Raw genomic sequence first — 17,867 nt, forward strand, 5'->3', positions numbered from 1 at the left:
ATAATTAAGGTAATGTTATTAAAGGATAATGATAACTTAAATACTAATAAGGTGATAATATGAAGCTGAGACCACTACAAATAACTATTTTATCAGTACAAAGTTTAGCATTGATTTTGAACCTATATGCAATCTTTATAAAGAAAGTAAAAGACTATAATGGGCACATAGTAGGAGCTTTTCTAATTTGTGTAATAATGGTTCTAAGCCTAAAGTCCTGGTCACTTTCAGAAAAAAATAAAGCTTGATAGCAGTTATATTTTTTCAGCGATAATGAATACTCCTGTTTTAATAGAAGCTATGTTAAAGATATTGCTATTAATACTATATTCTTGATGGGACATCTTATGATGTCCCATCAAATAATGTTATTAAAACCACTAATATATTTACAACTTTAAGCAGCTAATTTTTATCATAGTAGTTTTTTAGCTCATCAACAATATTTTTATCTATATGGCACCATGTAGACTTGTTGTCTATTGTATAAATCATATTAGAGGATAAATAACTGGCAGAGAACTTCTTTCCGTTACTATAGGTTATCATAATACCATAGCCAACTCCATCCTGTGGCTCTACATTTGACTTTTTAATCTTTACACTATTAATTAGGTCAATTATATTGTCTCTACCAGACTTATCTTTTATTTCCTTTTCTTCTGATTGTATATTGTGTATTTTAAAACTGCTTATATTGCTTTTTTCAATAAAATCTGCTTTTCTTTGTGTTTGTTCTTTACTTTTTACATCGCACCCATAACACACTGTTATTAGAATAACCATAAGCATAAAAATCAATATATTTTTTTTACACATTTTTATACAAAACATCTCCTTAAAACAATATACATTATTACATTATAGTATTATGTTTCTGCCACTCTCAATTTCCTTAATCGTCTATATGTTCCCGTATCCTTAAGTATTGTGGTACATTTTAGTTTGCAAGTTTTATTAAATTATACAGCAAGTGGTCAATACTAGCTATAATTATCATTGTTAATCATTACTTTAGTAATATGTGGATTATGACAATAAAATGGTATAATAGAGTTAATTTATAAAGTTGTGAAGGTATGCATATGAAAAATTACTCATCGTCAAAGGGTAGATTATTGTTTTGTAGGATAATGGAGCTTGTAGCATTTAATACAATTCTAAATTATATTTTAAAAAGAAGTAATCTGAAAAATATAGAAACTTCATTTTTTCTTTTTCTAGCTATCATTTTAATAGTGAACAATATTGTGAGGTACAAGTACTTAAAGGATTATAAAAGCAAGACATATTATCTTTCTTATAATATAAGTGTAGCAATTATAGGTTATCTTAATTTCTCTATGAGAGGTACAGGTACGGATATTTATTTTATTCTTATGCTTATTGAGGTACTTATAGCTAATAGAGAAACAAGAGCAATACTAGTTGCCTTCCATTTTACAGTCTATTTAATATCAAATCTATCAAAAATAGGCTTTACTGATACAAAAGTCTTTATAGCCAGTTTGATAAATATAGCGATGAACTATTGCTCCTTCTTTCTAATAATCTTTCTTTTTAGAACAGTGGTAAAAGAGAAGAATAAAGTGTTAGATCTTAATCAAGAGCTTCTAGCTAAGAATTTAACTTTAAATGAATACTCAGAAATAATTAAACAGCTAACTCTTGAGCAAGAACGAACTAGAATAGCGCAAGAGCTTCATGATTCAATAGGACACTCACTTATAGCTTTAAAGATGAATATAGAGTATGCAGAAAATATATTAGACAAAGACCCTGAAAAGGCAAAGATAGCAATAAGTAAAGCTAAGAATGTTTCTAAGGACTCTATGAATTCATTGAGGGAAGTAGTTTCTATATTAAGAAAAGACAATTACATAGATAAATTAAGAAGTTCTATAAATGAAATATTTAATAATTTTAAGGATAGTAATAGCATAGAATTTACTTTGCAAATGGATGAACAGGTGGAGAAGGCCACCCCTGATATGAAAAATTGTATATATAAAACTATTAGAGAAGCGGTTACTAATGGCATTAAGCATGGAAATGCAACTAATTTTATTATAGAGATAAGTAACGAAGACAATAATATTAGTTTGCTTATAAAAAATAATGGGTTACCTTGCAGTAATATAATAAAATCAACTGGGCTAAAGGGAATAGAGAATAGAATAAAAGCGCTTGGTGGTAATGTTAGTTTTATATCTGGTGAATTAAAGGATTTTAGTATAAGAGCTAATATTCCTAACGTATAATCAACTGGAGGATAGTATGATAAGAGTTATTATTGTAGATGATCAAGAGATTGTAAGAGAAGGACTGAAAATGATATTAAGCCTTCATGATGAGATAGAGGTAATAGGTGAAGCGAGCAACGGCAGAGAATTATTAAAATTACTAGAAACACATACTCCTAATGTAATCTTAATGGATATAAGGATGCCTATAATGGATGGAATTGAGGCTACAAAAATAGTTAAAGTCACTTATCCAAAAATTAAAATAGTTATATTAACTACTTTTAATGAAGATGAATATATCTTTGAAGTGTTAAAGGACGGAGCAGATGGTTATATTCTTAAGGATTCCGATTCTCAAGAGATTGTTAACTCAATAAAAACTGCCTACGCAGATCAAATATTACTAAATCCCAAGGTAACTATTAAAGTTATAAATCTTCTAAATTCAATTGAAGACAAGAAAAAAGCTAAAGAAAATAGTAGTGAGGGGAAAAAACTTATAAACTCCCTCACTCAGAGGGAAAAAGAAGTAACTTCTCACATATTGGAAGGGAAAAGTAATAAAGCCATAGCACAGGCTATGTATGTTACTGAGGGTACCGTTAAAAACTACGTATCAAAAATACTTGAAAAACTCCAATTAAAAAACCGTGCTGAACTAATTTTATTTCTTCAAAAATATGATGAATAATCCTTGAATATCAAGTAGCATATAGTAAATATTGTCTATATTTCAACACGGTACTTTAACAAATCATAAATATTAAATTTATTAGTTTTATATTAGAGGAGAGATGAAGTTGAGTATAAACCCTATAGAGGAAGCAAAAAACTATCTAAAGAAATATCTTAATGAAAATACTAGGCAATTTGAAAATATAAACCCATGGGCAAGAGATGAAAAGCATATAGTTCTTCACTCTTTTAGAGTACATAGTATAGCAATGAAAATTAGTAAAAAGGAGATACCTGTACTTTCTGAAGATGATATTATTTTAATTGGATTAGCTGCTATATTGCATGATATAGGAAAAGCTCATGTAAATGAAAAACATGCTGAGAAGAGTATGGAATTAGTAGAAGCTTGGCTTAACAGTTATGATGATATAGCAAGTACTGTTACTGAAAAAGAAAGACTACTGAAAATTATTAAGAATCATTCAGATAAAGAAACTAAGGAAGAGGATATATGTCTTGCAATACTTAAGGATGCAGATTTACTTGATGAAATAGGTACAATGTCGATTTTTATGCTTTCAAATAGACTTGATAAAGGAAATCCTTATTTTTTTGATGAATTACGTGATAAACTTAATAGCAAAGAGCTTCCATACTGTTATCGTCAGCTTAATAAGCTTAACACCGATGCAGGTAAAGAATTATTGATGAATAAAATATCATTTATAAAAAGTTTTATTGATGAGCTTGATTATGAGATTAAAGGACATGAATACTACTAAAACTTTATTACACAGATAAAATTATATTTTATGTAAAATATTAATAAAGTATAAACCATATGAACAAAAGCTTCGCTGAAGGATAGAAATTGTGCCTATCCTTCAGCGAAGCTTTATATATCTTCAATTGGCTGATATACATATAACTCGCAGTAATTATCTTTTGACATAGAATTATCAATATATTCAAATCTAAAGGTATCAGCAAATTTATACCCTGATTTAAAAATCCACCTTGAATACATTTGAACTAAAAGCCGCCCCACATGTCTTCCGTTTATATTATCTGGACTAAAGAACCCTACAAATTTAAAAACTACATATTTATGAGCAGGTATAGATATTCCAACCATACCTTCCGGAATAGATTCTAAACTACTAACCTCAGCACTTGGCATGTAGTATATGACGCCATTATGATCTTCACTCCAATCAGTATATCCAAAATATACGTTATCTTTAGAGATATTTTTGATCTTACTTCTTTGTTTATAAAAAAATTCTCTACCAAAGGCATTGGCAGTTTTATCTCCAGATTTACTTAATATTTTATGCTTTGTTCCAATAAGATTAAACTTTTGTTTAAATACGAACTGAGGATTGTAGGTTATTGAGTTTTCAACAGATAAAATATCCTTTGTATTTATCTTTTCCTTTATGATTAAGCTTAAACTCATATTGTCGGACCTTAATTTTAAAGGAGTATGTCCGAAAAACTTCTTAAAAGCTCGTATATAGGATTGTTCATAATCAAAGCCATAATTTAATGCAATATCTATAATCCTCATATCAGTATTTAAAAGCTCATTGATACTGGAGGTTAGTTTTCTGCCTTGAGTATATTCGATTATAGATTCACCAGTTAAGGACTTAAAAATCCTATGAAGATAATACTTAGAAACCCCAGTATGTTCTGATAAATCATCCAAAGAAATTTTATTATATAAATTCTGTTCAATATAAGCTATTGCGGAAACAATAGCTTCTTTTAAATCTTTCATATTTTTGCACCTTTTCATTTTAGTTTCGATATAAGAACTCTATAAAAGCAATATCTGTTCATTTTAGTAAAAATACATCTACTACAATAATATTGAAAGGTGATTAACAAATCACTGGCACTTAAATATTTGAGATGACTTTAAAGCTTATTTTCTTTACCACAAGACGCTTTAAGATGAATTTGGAATTTAAGTGGCAGCTAAATAGATTAAATTTATTATATCTATTATATTTTGAAAAGTAAATACAGTTTGATATATGGAGGTTTCTTATATGAATAGAAGAGTAGTAATAACAGGTATGGGAGTAGTTTCTTCCGTTGGGATTGGTGCAAAGGAGTTTTGGCAAGATATTAAAATAGGTAAAAGTGGAATAAGCCTTATAGAAAGAGTGGACGTTTCAGAAATTCCTACAAAGGTTGCTGCTGAAATAAAGAGCTTTGAACCTAGTGATTTTATGGAACGGAAAGAGGTAAAAAGGACTGATAGATTTTCTCAATTTGCTTTGGCGGCTACAAAAATTGCAATGGACAACTCAAAGCTAAATTTAGATAAAGTTGATAAGGAAAGAATGGGCGTAATTATAGGAACTGGGGTAGGAGGAATAGAAACTACCTTAGCTCAGCATAACATATTTCTTGAAAAAGGACCAAGTAGAGTTAGTCCATTTTTAGTTCCTATGATGATACCCAATATGGCTTCAGGGTTAGTGGCTATAAAATACGGAGCAAAAGGTTTTAATGAGTGTACAGTAACAGCTTGTGCTACTTCAACTAATTCTATAGGAGATGCCTTCAAAGCTATTCAAAGAAGCGATGCAGATGTGATGATAGCAGGTGGAGCAGAAGCTCCTATCACAGGACTTACTCTTGCAGGTTTTTCTTCTAGTAAGACTATGACAACTAACCTTGATCCTAAAAGTGCTAGCAAACCTTTTGATCTTAATAGAGATGGATTTGTATTAGGGGAGGGTGCTGGTATAGTAATTTTAGAGGAACTTGAGCATGCATTAAAAAGGAATGCAGATATAATCGCTGAAGTTGTTGGATACGGGTGCACCAATGATGCTTATCATATCACTTCACCTTCAGAAGGAGGAGAAGGCGCAGCAAGATGTATGAAGAGAGCTTTAGAAGATGCCAGTGTAGCTCCATCAGCTATTGGTTACATAAATGCTCATGGTACGTCCACAAAAGCTAATGATAGAAGTGAAACTTCAGCAATAAAAACTGTTTTTGGAGATGCTTCTTATAACCTCATGATAAGTTCAACAAAATCTATGACAGGACATCTTTTAGGAGCCACTGGTGCTGTCGAAGCAATTATAACAGCATATGCTTTAGAGGAAGGCTTTGTGCCTCCAACAATAAACTATAGTACACCAGATCCAGAATGTGATCTGAACTATGTTCCTAATGTAGGAAAGAATTTTGATTTCAATTATGCTCTATCCAATTCCTTTGGGTTTGGCGGACATAATGCTACTTTAGTATTAAAGAAGTTCAAATAACATTATTGTAATACAACTCCTTATACAGCACCTATGGTTTATGATAAGAAAATTAATAATTGATCTTAGTTAGAAGCTAAATTATCTAGAAATATAATTTAGCTTCTATAATTTGAATAGTATATCCATATTGTTGTTAATAATATAATTAGGGTAATACAATTAACCTAATGATACCTATAACAAAATATCTAAACTATTCATTAACAGGAGAAAGAAATGCATTTTTCAGAAAAATATTTAACCGTTGAAGTTAAAGAAAAATATAGAGATCTTGTGCCTATATTTTTAAGTGCTAGATTATCAGATGTGGAAAAGCTAGAGGCTGCAGTTGAAACTTCTGATTTTGAAACTATAGGGTTAATAGGTCATTCTATATACGGAGCTAGTGGAAGTTACGGTTTTCATTTTGCTTCAAAATTAGGTGAAGAGCTTGAGGCAGCTGCAGTTAGACAAAACAATAGCGAAATAGTTGATGTGATAAACTCTCTAAAAGAATATCTTGCATCTGTAAAAGTTACATATATAGATTGATACACCTATATATATTATTTGTTCATGTATAAAGAAGGTGGTGTACTATGAAAAAATCCATTTTGTTTGTAGACGACCAAGATGAAATATTACTTCTACTTAAAAGGATGTTTCAAGATGAGGAGTATAACTTGTTTTTTGCAAATGGCGGTCCTCAGGCAATTGAATTGTTAAAGCACAATAACATAGATATTTTGGTCACTGATTTAAGGATGCCTGGAATGAGTGGCCTTGAAGTATTGAAGGTTGTAAAGACTCAATATCCTGATATAGTAAGAATAGTTCTTTCTGGTTTTTCACAGATTCCTTCTATAATCGAAGCAATAAATAGTGGGGATATCTTTAAGTATATCACCAAACCTTGGAAGGTAGATGAAGAAGCTAAGAAAATAATTAAAGAAGCCTCGGATTATTCTGATTATCTTAAGTCTAAAAATACATCGGCTTCTGATAGCTTTAATATAAAAAAAGAAGACTTTTTACAACTATTAAGATTCTTGCCTAATCCTTATATTTTTATAGAAAATAATGATGAAGCGTATAGCGAAAATATTAAAAAATTAGAAGAGAATAATATAGAGAAAGAACTTGTAATAGGTGATAACTACAAACTATTGATTCTAAGAAAATGACTATTTTTACTTTACAAAATTATAGCTTTTACCGTCTAGTACAATTACATAAAAGAAATGCTAAACCAACCTAGTAATAATAGCTTATGTAACTTTTTCATCAGAGATATATTTAAAAATTACAACATTAAAAGACATGGATAAAGGAAACTTGTTTTGTTACTTTATCCATGTCTTTTGTTTAGGCTATGTTTAATAATAATGATATTATAGACTCATTTCTTCTTAAACTTTGAACTCAAAATTTCATAAACACCTATTATACTTAAACAAAGATACATATAAAACATCCCAATAGTTAGTAAAGGATGCTTTATATATCTCTTGAGATTATCCTTTCTGTATAGAACAGGTCTAAAAAAGTACCATCTTTGAAGTGCCTTAAAAAAGCCACCTTCTTCAGTTGATAGAGTCTTATCCATAACAGAAAAATAATATCTTTTTTTTGCTATTATATTTTTCAAGGTTACATGTTTTTCATTATGATATACTCCAGTAAACTGGGCTCTTTTAATTAAACCACCTTTTTCAATAAACCTTATGGTTGGTTGGGTTTCCTCGAAGGCTATTTGATTTATGTTAATTCCGCCTGTGCTATTGTAAGCATCTATTCTCCAAAATCTCGCTGCTTCAATGGAGTTTTTACCTAAATTTTCTCCAGCATTATTTATTGTATTTCTTTCAAAGACCTTTACCTTAGAGTAAAAGTTATGGTAGTCAGAATAAGCTATCTCAGGAATGACAAGTGCTCCAACCTTTTGATGATCGCTAAAATATGTTATAACATCCTTCAGTAAATGCTCCTTTAAAACCATATCAGAATCTATTATAAATATAAAATTAGTACCTATACTTTTAGCTTTTTCAATCGCTTTGGCTCTAGCAATTCCTCTCTCTCCATGAGGCAGAGGAATAAGATAAAAGTTATCACAAGAAGCTGCTGTTTCCTTTAATATTTCTATAGTATTGTCAGTAGAACCATCATCAGAAACTATCACATCAAAATTATTGTAATCCTGTTCTAAACAACTTTTTAAACAAGGTATTACATATTCTGAACTATTGTAGGTTGAAAATATAATGCTGACCTTATCATTCATACTTTCATCCCTTCCTTACTACTTCCATAAAGTCCTCAAAAGCCTTTGCGGTATTTCTCCAATGAAATTTTAGTGAAAACTCATAGGCTCTATTTCTATATTGTTCGTATTCATCTTTAGCAATAATAACTCTTTCCATGAATTTTGCTAAAGACAGCACATTATTCTTTTTACAAAGATATCCTGCCTTTCCAAAGTCAACAGCATCTACTATTCCAGGAGAATTATAGGTTATACTTGGTGTACCTACTGCAGCGGCTTCGGTTACAATTAGCCCCCAACCTTCTCTTTGAGATGGGAACAGCAACGCATGTGATCTACTCATAAGTTCTAATTTTTTTTCTGCACTTACAAATCCAAAGAAAGTGACATCTTTGTCTTCTCCCTCATTTCCATAGGAAAGATTTTCTCTATTTAATATAGGTTTTAACCTTTCGGCTATATATGCTTCATTTTTCTTACCTACAATCCATAACTTTGCTGTAGAATAAATTGTTTTTAAAAGTGCAAAGGCTTTTATAGAATCATCAATTCCTTTGTAATTAGCAAATCTCCCAACATAGATAAAAGTTGGCACCTCCTCCTTAGCTAAAAACTCTTCTTTTTTCAAATGTTCAAACTCAATTCCTTCAGGCAATATATATACTTTTCTAGGATTAAATCCTACATCAATAAGGTCATTTTTAGTGGATTGGGATACGGTTATGGTGTAGTCATTTTTTGATAATCTTAAAAGAGCATCCTCAGTATGATAACCAGCAATGTTTAAAGGAAACTTAGTATTTAGGTGCCAGATTTCTCTTGTAAGTTGATGGATAAAGAAGATTCTCTTCTTATCTTCAACCCAGAATCTAGTGAAAAATCTATGAGTATTACACTGGTCAACTACAAAATCTATGGTGCTTCTATTAAGTCTATAAAACTTAATAGCTTCAAGTATACTAGTGAGTTCATTACCTTTTCTTAAGTATAATATGTTATCTATGATTTCTTCTTCCTTTGCACCTTCAAACATAGGTGAAAAGTGAATTATCCTATATTTAGAATGATCGATACGCTTAAGCATTTCATGAGTATAAACTTCCGCACCACCTTTTTTAGGCGCATTTATATCTCTCCAGGATAGAAATAATATAGTAATCATTGATGAATCAGGTTCCGTATACATACAATCTACTCCTTTAACTCTTTTGTTAATCTTGCTATCAAAAATATAAACATTAAAACGTAACAGATAATCTGAATGAATATAATTGATAGTATGCTTTCATGATGCATTAAAAATAACAACAACATGAATACTGATGTTATTAATAAATAAATCAGATAGCGTTTCTTCTCTAAAGCAATAAAGACATTTATAGCTAAAAAACAAGACACTAAAAAACTATACGCTATACAGCTAAAAAACAAATAATTTCTAGCCTCTTCATACTTGGTACTGAAAAAAATAGAAACTGTATAGGGGAGTATGAAGTAATAAGCTAAAAGAGCTATTACAGATAACAGGCCAAATAATAAGAATGCCTTTTTAACAATACTCCTTAATTTTATCTTGTCATTATAGTTTGCACTAAAGGTCGGTATAAATACGGTTATTATACTAAAGGATGCAGCAAGTATAAGCTGGCTATACTTTTGAATAACTGCATATATTCCTGAAACCTGAGGTAGAAAATAGTTTATTATCAGCATATCTATACTGGTGAAAAAGTATATAAAAAAATTAGCTATATAAATAGAGATCGATTGCTTAAAAATTTGTTGGACAGAAGTTTTTATTGAATGATCTACGGACATAAACTTTTTCATTTTTGAGTTTGTTAAAAAACCGTGAAAAAAAGAAAATCCCATCCCAAGTAGTATTGATATTAAGGCAATATGTACGTTTTTTCTATAACTAAAAAGCCAAAATATAGATATTAGTTTTACAAAGGTTTCGATATAGAAGCTTATATTCAAATTTAAATATTGATGGTTTCCTTGAAAAATTCCTCTAAAGATACTCAAATATAAATTGAATACAAATATAACTACTAAAAAAAATAATGAAACATAATCACTCCTAAGAAAACTTACAATTGGTTTTGCTAGAATTAAAGTTCCTAATAATATAGGTAACAAAAAATATAGTGTTGACAAATAAATGCTATTAAAAGTATCAGCAGAGCATTGACCAGAGGATACTCTTTTAGCTGTTAAAGTTTGAAAAGAAATACCTAATACAAATAATATTGCAGAAAAAGATAGTAGGGAATTAATAGTGCCATACTGCTGTGATAAGAGGTTCCAACTCAAGTATAATTGAAAGAAATAGTTTACTACATTCAAAGCTATATCTAAAAACGGGAAGATAATATTCTGTCTTTTTTTTATAAATCTAACCATGTGTAACATATTATATTTTCCTTAAGGAGATATTTCGATGATTTTTATATATCTTGAAGATGGATTTTACAAAGTGAATAGAATCTCTCACTATATCTACATGAGAACCTTCCATATCAATGCATCTAACTGGAAGCTGAAGCACTCTAAAGTTCATTCGCTTTGCTAAGTACACAAGCTCCAAATCAATTGCAAGTTCTGTTTCTGCATGAAGATAGGGAAGAATATATTGGGCAGCTACAGAATTCACCGCTTTAAGTCCAGTCTGTGAGTCATATACCCCCTTTGGAAGCATAGGTTTTGTCATTAGACGCTTGAAAAAGCTAACGAACCTTCTTATAGGAGGTCTTTTTTCTGCTGTCATATCCTTTGTAGCTACTATGATATCGTAGTAACCTGCTTTTATAATGTTTATCATCTTAGCTATGTCTTCTATTTCAAAGGAATTATCTGCATCTACAAAAACAAGAATTTCAGAGCGTATACTTTTTATTCCCTCAATATAGGTTCCTGCTTTTCTTGTGTTAACCTTAAGCTCATGAGAAGAAATTGTACTTCTTTGTTTTATGTAATTTGTTTCTAAAAGATCATTGTCTATAAGCTTTTTTACCAACTCTTCTGTATTATCCTTACTTCCATCATTTATAAAGTATAGTGAGGCATTTATAAAACCTTCTTCAAGTAATACCTTTAATTTTTTTACAAATTCATATACATTATTGAACCTACTAGCTTCGTTGTATACTGGAAGAACTATAGCTATATCAGTTTTTTCACTAGGATACTCAGGATGCAATAGGCTTTGTATGTATTCTAAGATTTCATCTGAATCACTGGCACGATAATTTAAAGATCTTATCTGTCCATAACCTACAATAGACCTAAAGTATGTGAAATCCTTAGCTTCATCCAAGGTGCTGATAAGTAGCAACGGCATACTGGGAACTATATTCCTTATTTTATTTGCATAATTGATGGTATCTTCTGTATCCTTTAAATCTAATAAAATCATTGAATAATCTCCCAACAAAGTTTCTTCCATTTCATTTATGCTTATAAGCTTGTGAGAGTAAAAATCTATTATATGTTCATAATCTATTTTTCTAAAATTATCGGAAATAATTAAAATGCTGTCATTATTAGTCATGTATAAATCTCCTTTCTCTAAATAATAATATACGTCGAAGAGCAATTATAATTCATTGAAAATATTAGAAAACACACTGTTTACATACTTTGCTGAAATTCAGTGGTTAATTATCCTATGCTTTACACTGGTATAGTAGCCATGTAGATGCAATTGGCTTTAACAACATTTTCTATAATATGTGGAAAATAGAGAAGCAAAGAAAAAGTATGAGGAGATAAAAATGAAAAAAACATATCATTACAAAAGCATAATGTATATGATTTTTGCTGCGGGTATACCTATTATCTTATTTGTTATTTTATTCTTATTTAGATTTAGAGGATATTTTATTTCTGCTGCGGATACTAATCTTCAAAGCCTAAGAGACGAAAAAATCAATCTTGTTAAGGAACATTACTCCAAGTTAGAGGAAAAGCAAGAGATATATTCTCAAACAATAGCTTTATCAATTCTAGGAGGAAAAGGAGAGCTTATTAACGGCTGGGACTTTACTGCCTATGACAAAAATGCAGAGATTAAGAATATCTATGTCTTTGATACAAGCTATAACCTTATATACAAAAAGAACTCTGATTCTGATATTACTACAGTATCGGATACCTTAAAACAATATAAGTTTAAAGAGCCTTTTATATTAAGTGATTTTTTTATTACTGGCTCTAAAGACTATCAATATCTGTACTATAAGATTTCTAATAAGTCAGGAGCGCTGGGGTATACTGTTTTTACCATAGATAAATCTCAATTACAATTGCTTTTGAAAAATTCTAAGCAATTAGGGGTAAAGATATATAACAATAAATTTCAAGTGGTCTGTGATACGGATATTAAAAACATAAATAAGACTGAAATAACCCCCATTACTAAGAAGGCTTTGGATGGAAATACAGATATTGAAGCCTATGAAGGATATAGATATGCATACAGTTTTATAGATTTGAACGGAGTAGCTTTGTATCTAGCTTCTTATAATAGTGAAAAGAATATACTAGGTACAGTAAACAATATTAGAACTTTTATTTTATTTGTAATTTTCTTAACTTTTATAGCTATCTTTGTTCTAGGCTGGAAGGCTTATAGCAATCTAAAAGAAGCTGTAGAAGATGAAATACAGAATAGAAAAAACACTACTTTTTTTGATATAGACGAACTAAGCAAAAAAGCTAACAAAGTTCTGAAACATATTACGGACATAGAAAACTTATATGAACCTTTGTCAAAATTAAGAGGAGATTTAAATGAATTTGAAGATGAAGTAAGAAAGGAAGGATTGCATATCAATGAAAAAGATAAACCTGAAGGAAAAGCTTAAAGACTTAATCTATATATACAGATATGATATCTTTTCCTTGGTTATGATGGTATTTTTAATCTTATGGTTCTTGCAGCCTCTATTTGAAAAAGGGCATGTGGTTTTTAGTGATATGGCCTTTGGCTTTACATCAGGTAGATACATGGAGGAGATTTTTGGAGTATGGAATGAACGTTGGAGTACAACAACCTTACTGAACATTCCTAGACTGCTATATATTCTTCCCCCTTATATACTATCTAAGCTATTTAACTATAGTGGTCCTGTACTCCTAAAAAGCTTTATAATACTCTTGATTTTAAACTCAGCAATTTCTATGTATCTATTTTCTAAGAGAATAATAAGTATTTACTTTTCAAAGGAATTTAACTTTTTTAAAATATTTGCTTTGCTAACTGGTGCAATATTCTATGCTCTTAACCCTTGGGTAATTTATAGAATACAGCATATTTATCTTTTGTGTGGATACAGCTTATTTCCTTTAGTCCTTATGTTTTTCTTTAATTTGTTTGACCCTAAGTTTCAGGCTCAAATAATTCCACATTATGATGTAAGTAACATCAAGCTCTACAAGAGAAATGTTATTGATATCTTTATGATAAGCATAATATTTACCATCAGTGCAGGAGGCATTCACTACTTTTTTTATGGTCTTATCTTTCTCTTCGTAATAGGTATGTTATTACTGATGAAGCAAACTATCATATTTGCCAGAAGTAAAGAGTTTAAGAGATTAAGAAGAGTCTATATTAACTTTGCTTTAAAGATCTTTGCCTTTGGAACAGTATTTTGTTTCTTTAGCTTTTATTGGCTTTCCATGTACTTTGGTAGCATTCTTTTTAAAGCACAAGCCTCTCAGCATAATATTAATGTTGTAGATACACTTTCACTTTTTAGTAGGTATAGTACGCCAGTAAAAGTACTTTATCTAGTTAGCTATTGGTGGCCTATGTTCAATATTGAGAAGCTTCCAATCACTTTCTATATGGGTGGTGCTGTACTTATATTTTTTATAATCTATGCTATGGTGTTTAGAGCTTATAAAGAGAATATAATTTTGTTTTTCACCATTCTATCACTTTTATTTGTACTACTTTCTACAGGTGTAACCTTGCCACTTTTTGCAGATTACTTTGTGATAATAGTGACCAAAGTTCCCATAATAGGATCAATGTTTAGGGATCCAAATAAATTCGTAGGTCTAATGGCTGTAGGTTTTAGTCTTCTTCTTACCTTTGGAGTTGAAGCTGTGCTCCATAAGCTAGAGACTAATATATATCACAGTATATTGAAAGGTTGCTTAGTGGTAGGAGTTATAGGAAGCTTCTGGCTTTATATTAATCCTTTTTACCAAAGCTTTATACAAGGTTTTTATCATCCTGTAGAAATCCCCAAGGAATATCTTGAAGTGCAAAAGCACTTTATAGACAAGGATAGGTTTGATAGTAAAGTCCTATACATGCCTATAGCTGATAACATGACTCAGAGTAATACTGGTGTAGCAACACCTTTTTGGAACAAAAATCCTAATATAACAGGTATGGAAAAAGCCACTGGGGACTTGCAAGTATATTCATCCCAGAAAAATACAATCTTCCATCACGAAGGTAATATACCTAGCATTACATACTACCTTAATTTTCTTCAATATATCATGGACAGAGGACTTAGTAGTAATATAAGTACTTTAGTAAGTAATTTTGGAATAAATGAGCTTGCATATCATAAGGAATATGTTGGTCAAGAGGAAAGACAGCAATTTAATAAAAAACTTCTAGAATTGCAGGAAAATCTGTCAAAGAAATATGAGGATAATATATTTTCACTATATAAAGTTCCTAAGCCTATTCCTTATATGTACCAGGTTCCTAAAAAATTATATACCCCTTATGGTTTTTCTAGACTAGAAACCTATAACAGTATACCTAATTTTAACTTTAAGGATATAGGAGTAATTTTCTCAAGCATAGAACCTAAAAGTTACATTACTAGTGCAAACAAAGGTGATTACATTGAAGCAGTTAATATGAGAGATTTATTGCTTTCAAATCTACCTAGCGATAATTACATAAAGCCCTTTGAATTTATAGATTCCGCTAATCCTTTTTTAAAATGGGCAAAAACCTTGCCTCAAAATAACGAATGGTTGTGGTTTTTATCCTCTCAGGGGATACAAAACTTTCCCTTTGATTTTGATCAATCTTCAGGAATTGGGGTAACCTTTGCTAGTAGTAAGCTAAATATATTGCCATATAGAATGAAAAGTATTAAAGGAAAACTAGTAGCTGATTTTAATTCCTTACTAAGGACAGAAAAATTTTTCGTACCAGATAACCCACAATATTTTAATGTTCAAGCTGCACCAATGACTGATGTCAATGCAATCCCAATGCTTTATGGACAGATAGCCAGTGGAGACCCTAAAAATATATGGCAAGTAGCAAAATCAGGACTGTTGGAAGCAAAGGAGAATAATCCTTACCAGTTCAATATAGCTGTATCTGGCAGAGGAGTAAACAAGATGCATATAAAGGTTAGATTCTTTGACGATAACATGAAAGAACTAGGAATTAGCTATGTGGTGGCTCCAACTGAATCTGTAAATTTCGATGCAGTGAACTTTTTTGGTGAGTATATTTCTCCCTTTGGTTCTAAATACATGAGAATAGATATATTAAGTTATCAAATGCCAGAACAAAGAACCTACTGGTGGATACATGATATGAAGCTTTTTGATCTTGAGGAATACAAAGCTCCTAATGAGTTTACAATGAAGAAAAAGTTTGATACTGATACAAAAGCCCATGTCTACGCAAGAGTTTTAAGATCAAAGGTAGGAGGTAATTTGAAGATATCTTTTCCTAAGGATAAAAGTATTATTAACACTAAGGACATAAGCCTCAATCAATTCATTTGGATAGATTTAGGTATACATTCCTTTGAAAAAGGTGAAAATAACATAGCTGTAGAAAATGTCTCTGGCTTTAATGCAGTCAATGTTTTTGCAATAATTCCAGAAGACGACTTTGAAAGAATCAGTTTCCCAATAAAAAAGGCAGTTGAACGATCAAATATATTTGTAAGCCTAGAGGCAGAAAATGATTTTTCTTATAGTGGAAACTTGCAATCTGAAAGAGCCTATCCAACTTTGAGTTTTGGAAAAGGAATTAGTTCTCAAAGTGGAACTTTGTCTAGAGATGTAGAAGTATTAAAAGATGGTACTTATTCCTTATCATTAAATCTCAACGGATACCCATTAAATAGCGGAAGAATTCTTGTGGATATAACCAATAAAGATACCGGTGAAAAAATAGCCAGAGTTATCGAAACTAGTTCTTTTAAGTTAAAGACTGAAAAACCAGCAACTATGATAGATTATAATCCATTGAGTAAAGGCTATCCTTATACCATAGATAAGTTAGCTGACACCTTACAATATTACTACAGAGTTGATCTTAAAAATATGTTTTTTAGCAGTGGATACTATACTATTAAGCTAACTTTCGATAGCAAAGTACCTTCAGTAAGTACCTTTTCTGATTTTCATAAATTTGATGTTAGTGAGATTAAGCTGCCTCCTTTTATTGCTGATATCTTTCAAGAAGACTGCTCTGATTGCGATAGAGTCACAAAGGATATGATGAATAATACAATTAGCAATGGCGCTATGAAGATAGATTATGAAAAAACTTGTTCCTGTGATTGGTACGTCTATGCCTCAAAGAAAATAAAGGTAAACCCTAAGGAAGAGTATTTAGTTAATGTGGAGGCTCGTTCAGAGAACATTAGAAAAAGGCATATGAAGGTTATATTTTTAGATGACGATATGAACGTGGTAGATGTTACTTATATCAATGAGGTAGAAGAGAAAGATAAGTACAAATGGAATAAATACGAGCAAATAATTAAGGTACCGGAAAAAGCTACCTTAATGCAGTATCATATACTAGCTAGAGGTGAGAAGCTTAGTAATGGATATTTGGAGCTGAAGAATTTTAGTATTATACCTTACAATCATATGCTTCTAGTTGATAATGTGATTTTTTATGAAGGAAATGATTTAGATAATTTCTTTAACTTATCAGAAACTAAGGTTGAAGGAGTAAATTATGAGAAAGTAGATAGAATGAAGCGAAAGTTTAATGTAAGCAACCCAGTTAAGGAAAGAATCTTGCTAAATTACTGTGAATCACCAAATCCTGTTTGGCAAATCGACTTTGGTGAAAAGCAAAGAGGAACTATGATTTTAAATGGAGTAACTACTGGATTTATAGTTAATGAAACCGGTGAAGGTACAACTAAAGTTATTCTAAGAGAGTTATACTATCTTGGTCTTATAGTGTTCTTTTTAGGTTTTGTTGCTACTTTTGTGATTTATGAATTTTATACCACCGAAAATAGAGATAATAACTTAAAAAAACTAGCAACAAGAATCATAGCTACTACTAATAATATTACTTACAATACATTTAAAGTTATTAAAACCATAATAGAAAAAGTAAACATTACAAGATTTAAAAGAAATAGAAGGTGA

Annotated in this window: 14 protein-coding genes; 9 read left to right on the top strand and 5 right to left on the bottom strand. The window is 30.5% G+C overall.

Annotated features, from left to right (window positions below; genetic code table 11):
• Positions 1–59 precede the first annotated feature (59 nt).
• Entirely contained in the window at positions 60–248 is a 189-nt protein-coding gene (locus GXK57_RS07555) for a hypothetical protein (RefSeq protein ID WP_160673843.1), read from the top strand.
• A gap of 157 nt (positions 249–405) precedes the next feature.
• Here GXK57_RS07555 and GXK57_RS07560 read toward each other — a convergent pair whose 3' ends face one another.
• Positions 406–819, bottom strand: coding sequence for a hypothetical protein (locus tag GXK57_RS07560; RefSeq protein ID WP_160673846.1), 414 nt, complete (start codon positions 817–819; stop codon positions 406–408).
• Positions 820–1,085: 266 nt separating this feature from the next.
• Here GXK57_RS07560 and GXK57_RS07565 point away from each other — a divergent pair, with 266 nt between their 5' ends.
• The 3 genes from GXK57_RS07565 to GXK57_RS07575 all read left to right on the top strand — a co-directional run bounded on the left by GXK57_RS07565 (position 1,086) and on the right by GXK57_RS07575 (position 3,706).
• Positions 1,086–2,261: a sensor histidine kinase gene (locus tag GXK57_RS07565; RefSeq protein WP_160673849.1), complete on the top strand. Its 1,176-nt coding sequence runs from the start codon at positions 1,086–1,088 to the stop codon at positions 2,259–2,261.
• Positions 2,262–2,277: 16 nt separating this feature from the next.
• A complete protein-coding gene (locus GXK57_RS07570) occupies positions 2,278–2,937 on the top strand; it encodes a response regulator transcription factor (RefSeq protein ID WP_160673852.1) in 660 nt (219 codons plus the stop codon).
• A gap of 109 nt (positions 2,938–3,046) precedes the next feature.
• Entirely contained in the window at positions 3,047–3,706 is a 660-nt protein-coding gene (locus tag GXK57_RS07575) for an HD domain-containing protein (protein ID WP_160673855.1), read from the top strand.
• A 113-nt stretch (positions 3,707–3,819) separates the two neighbouring features.
• Here GXK57_RS07575 and GXK57_RS07580 read toward each other — a convergent pair whose 3' ends face one another.
• On the bottom strand, positions 3,820–4,707 hold the full coding sequence (locus tag GXK57_RS07580) for a helix-turn-helix domain-containing protein (protein ID WP_160673858.1): 888 nt from the start codon (positions 4,705–4,707) through the stop codon (positions 3,820–3,822).
• A 274-nt stretch (positions 4,708–4,981) separates the two neighbouring features.
• On the opposite strand from GXK57_RS07580, the gene fabF reads away from it, so the two are divergent.
• The 3 genes from fabF (at position 4,982) to GXK57_RS07595 (ending at position 7,383) form a co-directional block, all read left to right on the top strand.
• Positions 4,982–6,217 carry a beta-ketoacyl-ACP synthase II gene (gene fabF, locus GXK57_RS07585; RefSeq protein WP_160673861.1) on the top strand — a complete coding sequence of 412 codons (1,236 nt, stop codon included), beginning with the start codon at positions 4,982–4,984 and terminating at the stop codon, positions 6,215–6,217.
• Between the two features lie 219 nt (positions 6,218–6,436).
• Positions 6,437–6,751, top strand: a complete 315-nt coding sequence (locus tag GXK57_RS07590; RefSeq protein WP_160673864.1) for an Hpt domain-containing protein — start codon at positions 6,437–6,439, stop codon at positions 6,749–6,751.
• A 47-nt stretch (positions 6,752–6,798) separates the two neighbouring features.
• Positions 6,799–7,383, top strand: coding sequence for a response regulator (locus tag GXK57_RS07595; protein WP_160673867.1), 585 nt, complete (start codon positions 6,799–6,801; stop codon positions 7,381–7,383).
• A gap of 215 nt (positions 7,384–7,598) precedes the next feature.
• On the opposite strand, the gene GXK57_RS07600 is transcribed toward GXK57_RS07595, so the two are convergent.
• From GXK57_RS07600 to GXK57_RS07615, 3 genes are all read right to left on the bottom strand, one after another.
• Positions 7,599–8,483, bottom strand: a complete 885-nt coding sequence (locus tag GXK57_RS07600; protein ID WP_160673870.1) for a glycosyltransferase family 2 protein — start codon at positions 8,481–8,483, stop codon at positions 7,599–7,601.
• Between the two features lie 4 nt (positions 8,484–8,487).
• Positions 8,488–9,651: a glycosyltransferase family 4 protein gene (locus tag GXK57_RS07605; protein ID WP_160673873.1), complete on the bottom strand. Its 1,164-nt coding sequence runs from the start codon at positions 9,649–9,651 to the stop codon at positions 8,488–8,490.
• A gap of 1,230 nt (positions 9,652–10,881) precedes the next feature.
• Positions 10,882–12,018: a glycosyltransferase gene (locus tag GXK57_RS07615; RefSeq protein WP_160673879.1), complete on the bottom strand. Its 1,137-nt coding sequence runs from the start codon at positions 12,016–12,018 to the stop codon at positions 10,882–10,884.
• 223 nt (positions 12,019–12,241) lie between these two features.
• Between GXK57_RS07615 and GXK57_RS07620 the strand changes: the two genes are divergently transcribed.
• Positions 12,242–13,333 (top strand): hypothetical protein, encoded by a 1,092-nt coding sequence (locus tag GXK57_RS07620; protein ID WP_160673882.1) that lies wholly within the window; start codon positions 12,242–12,244, stop codon positions 13,331–13,333.
• A complete protein-coding gene (locus tag GXK57_RS07625) occupies positions 13,302–17,867 on the top strand; it encodes a hypothetical protein (protein WP_202127692.1) in 4,566 nt (1,521 codons plus the stop codon). The genes GXK57_RS07620 and GXK57_RS07625 overlap by 32 nt, the downstream gene beginning before the upstream one ends.

Source organism: Clostridium sp. C8-1-8 (assembly GCF_009928445.1).
In the GTDB taxonomy this organism is placed as follows: domain Bacteria; phylum Bacillota; class Clostridia; order Clostridiales; family Clostridiaceae; genus Clostridium_AR.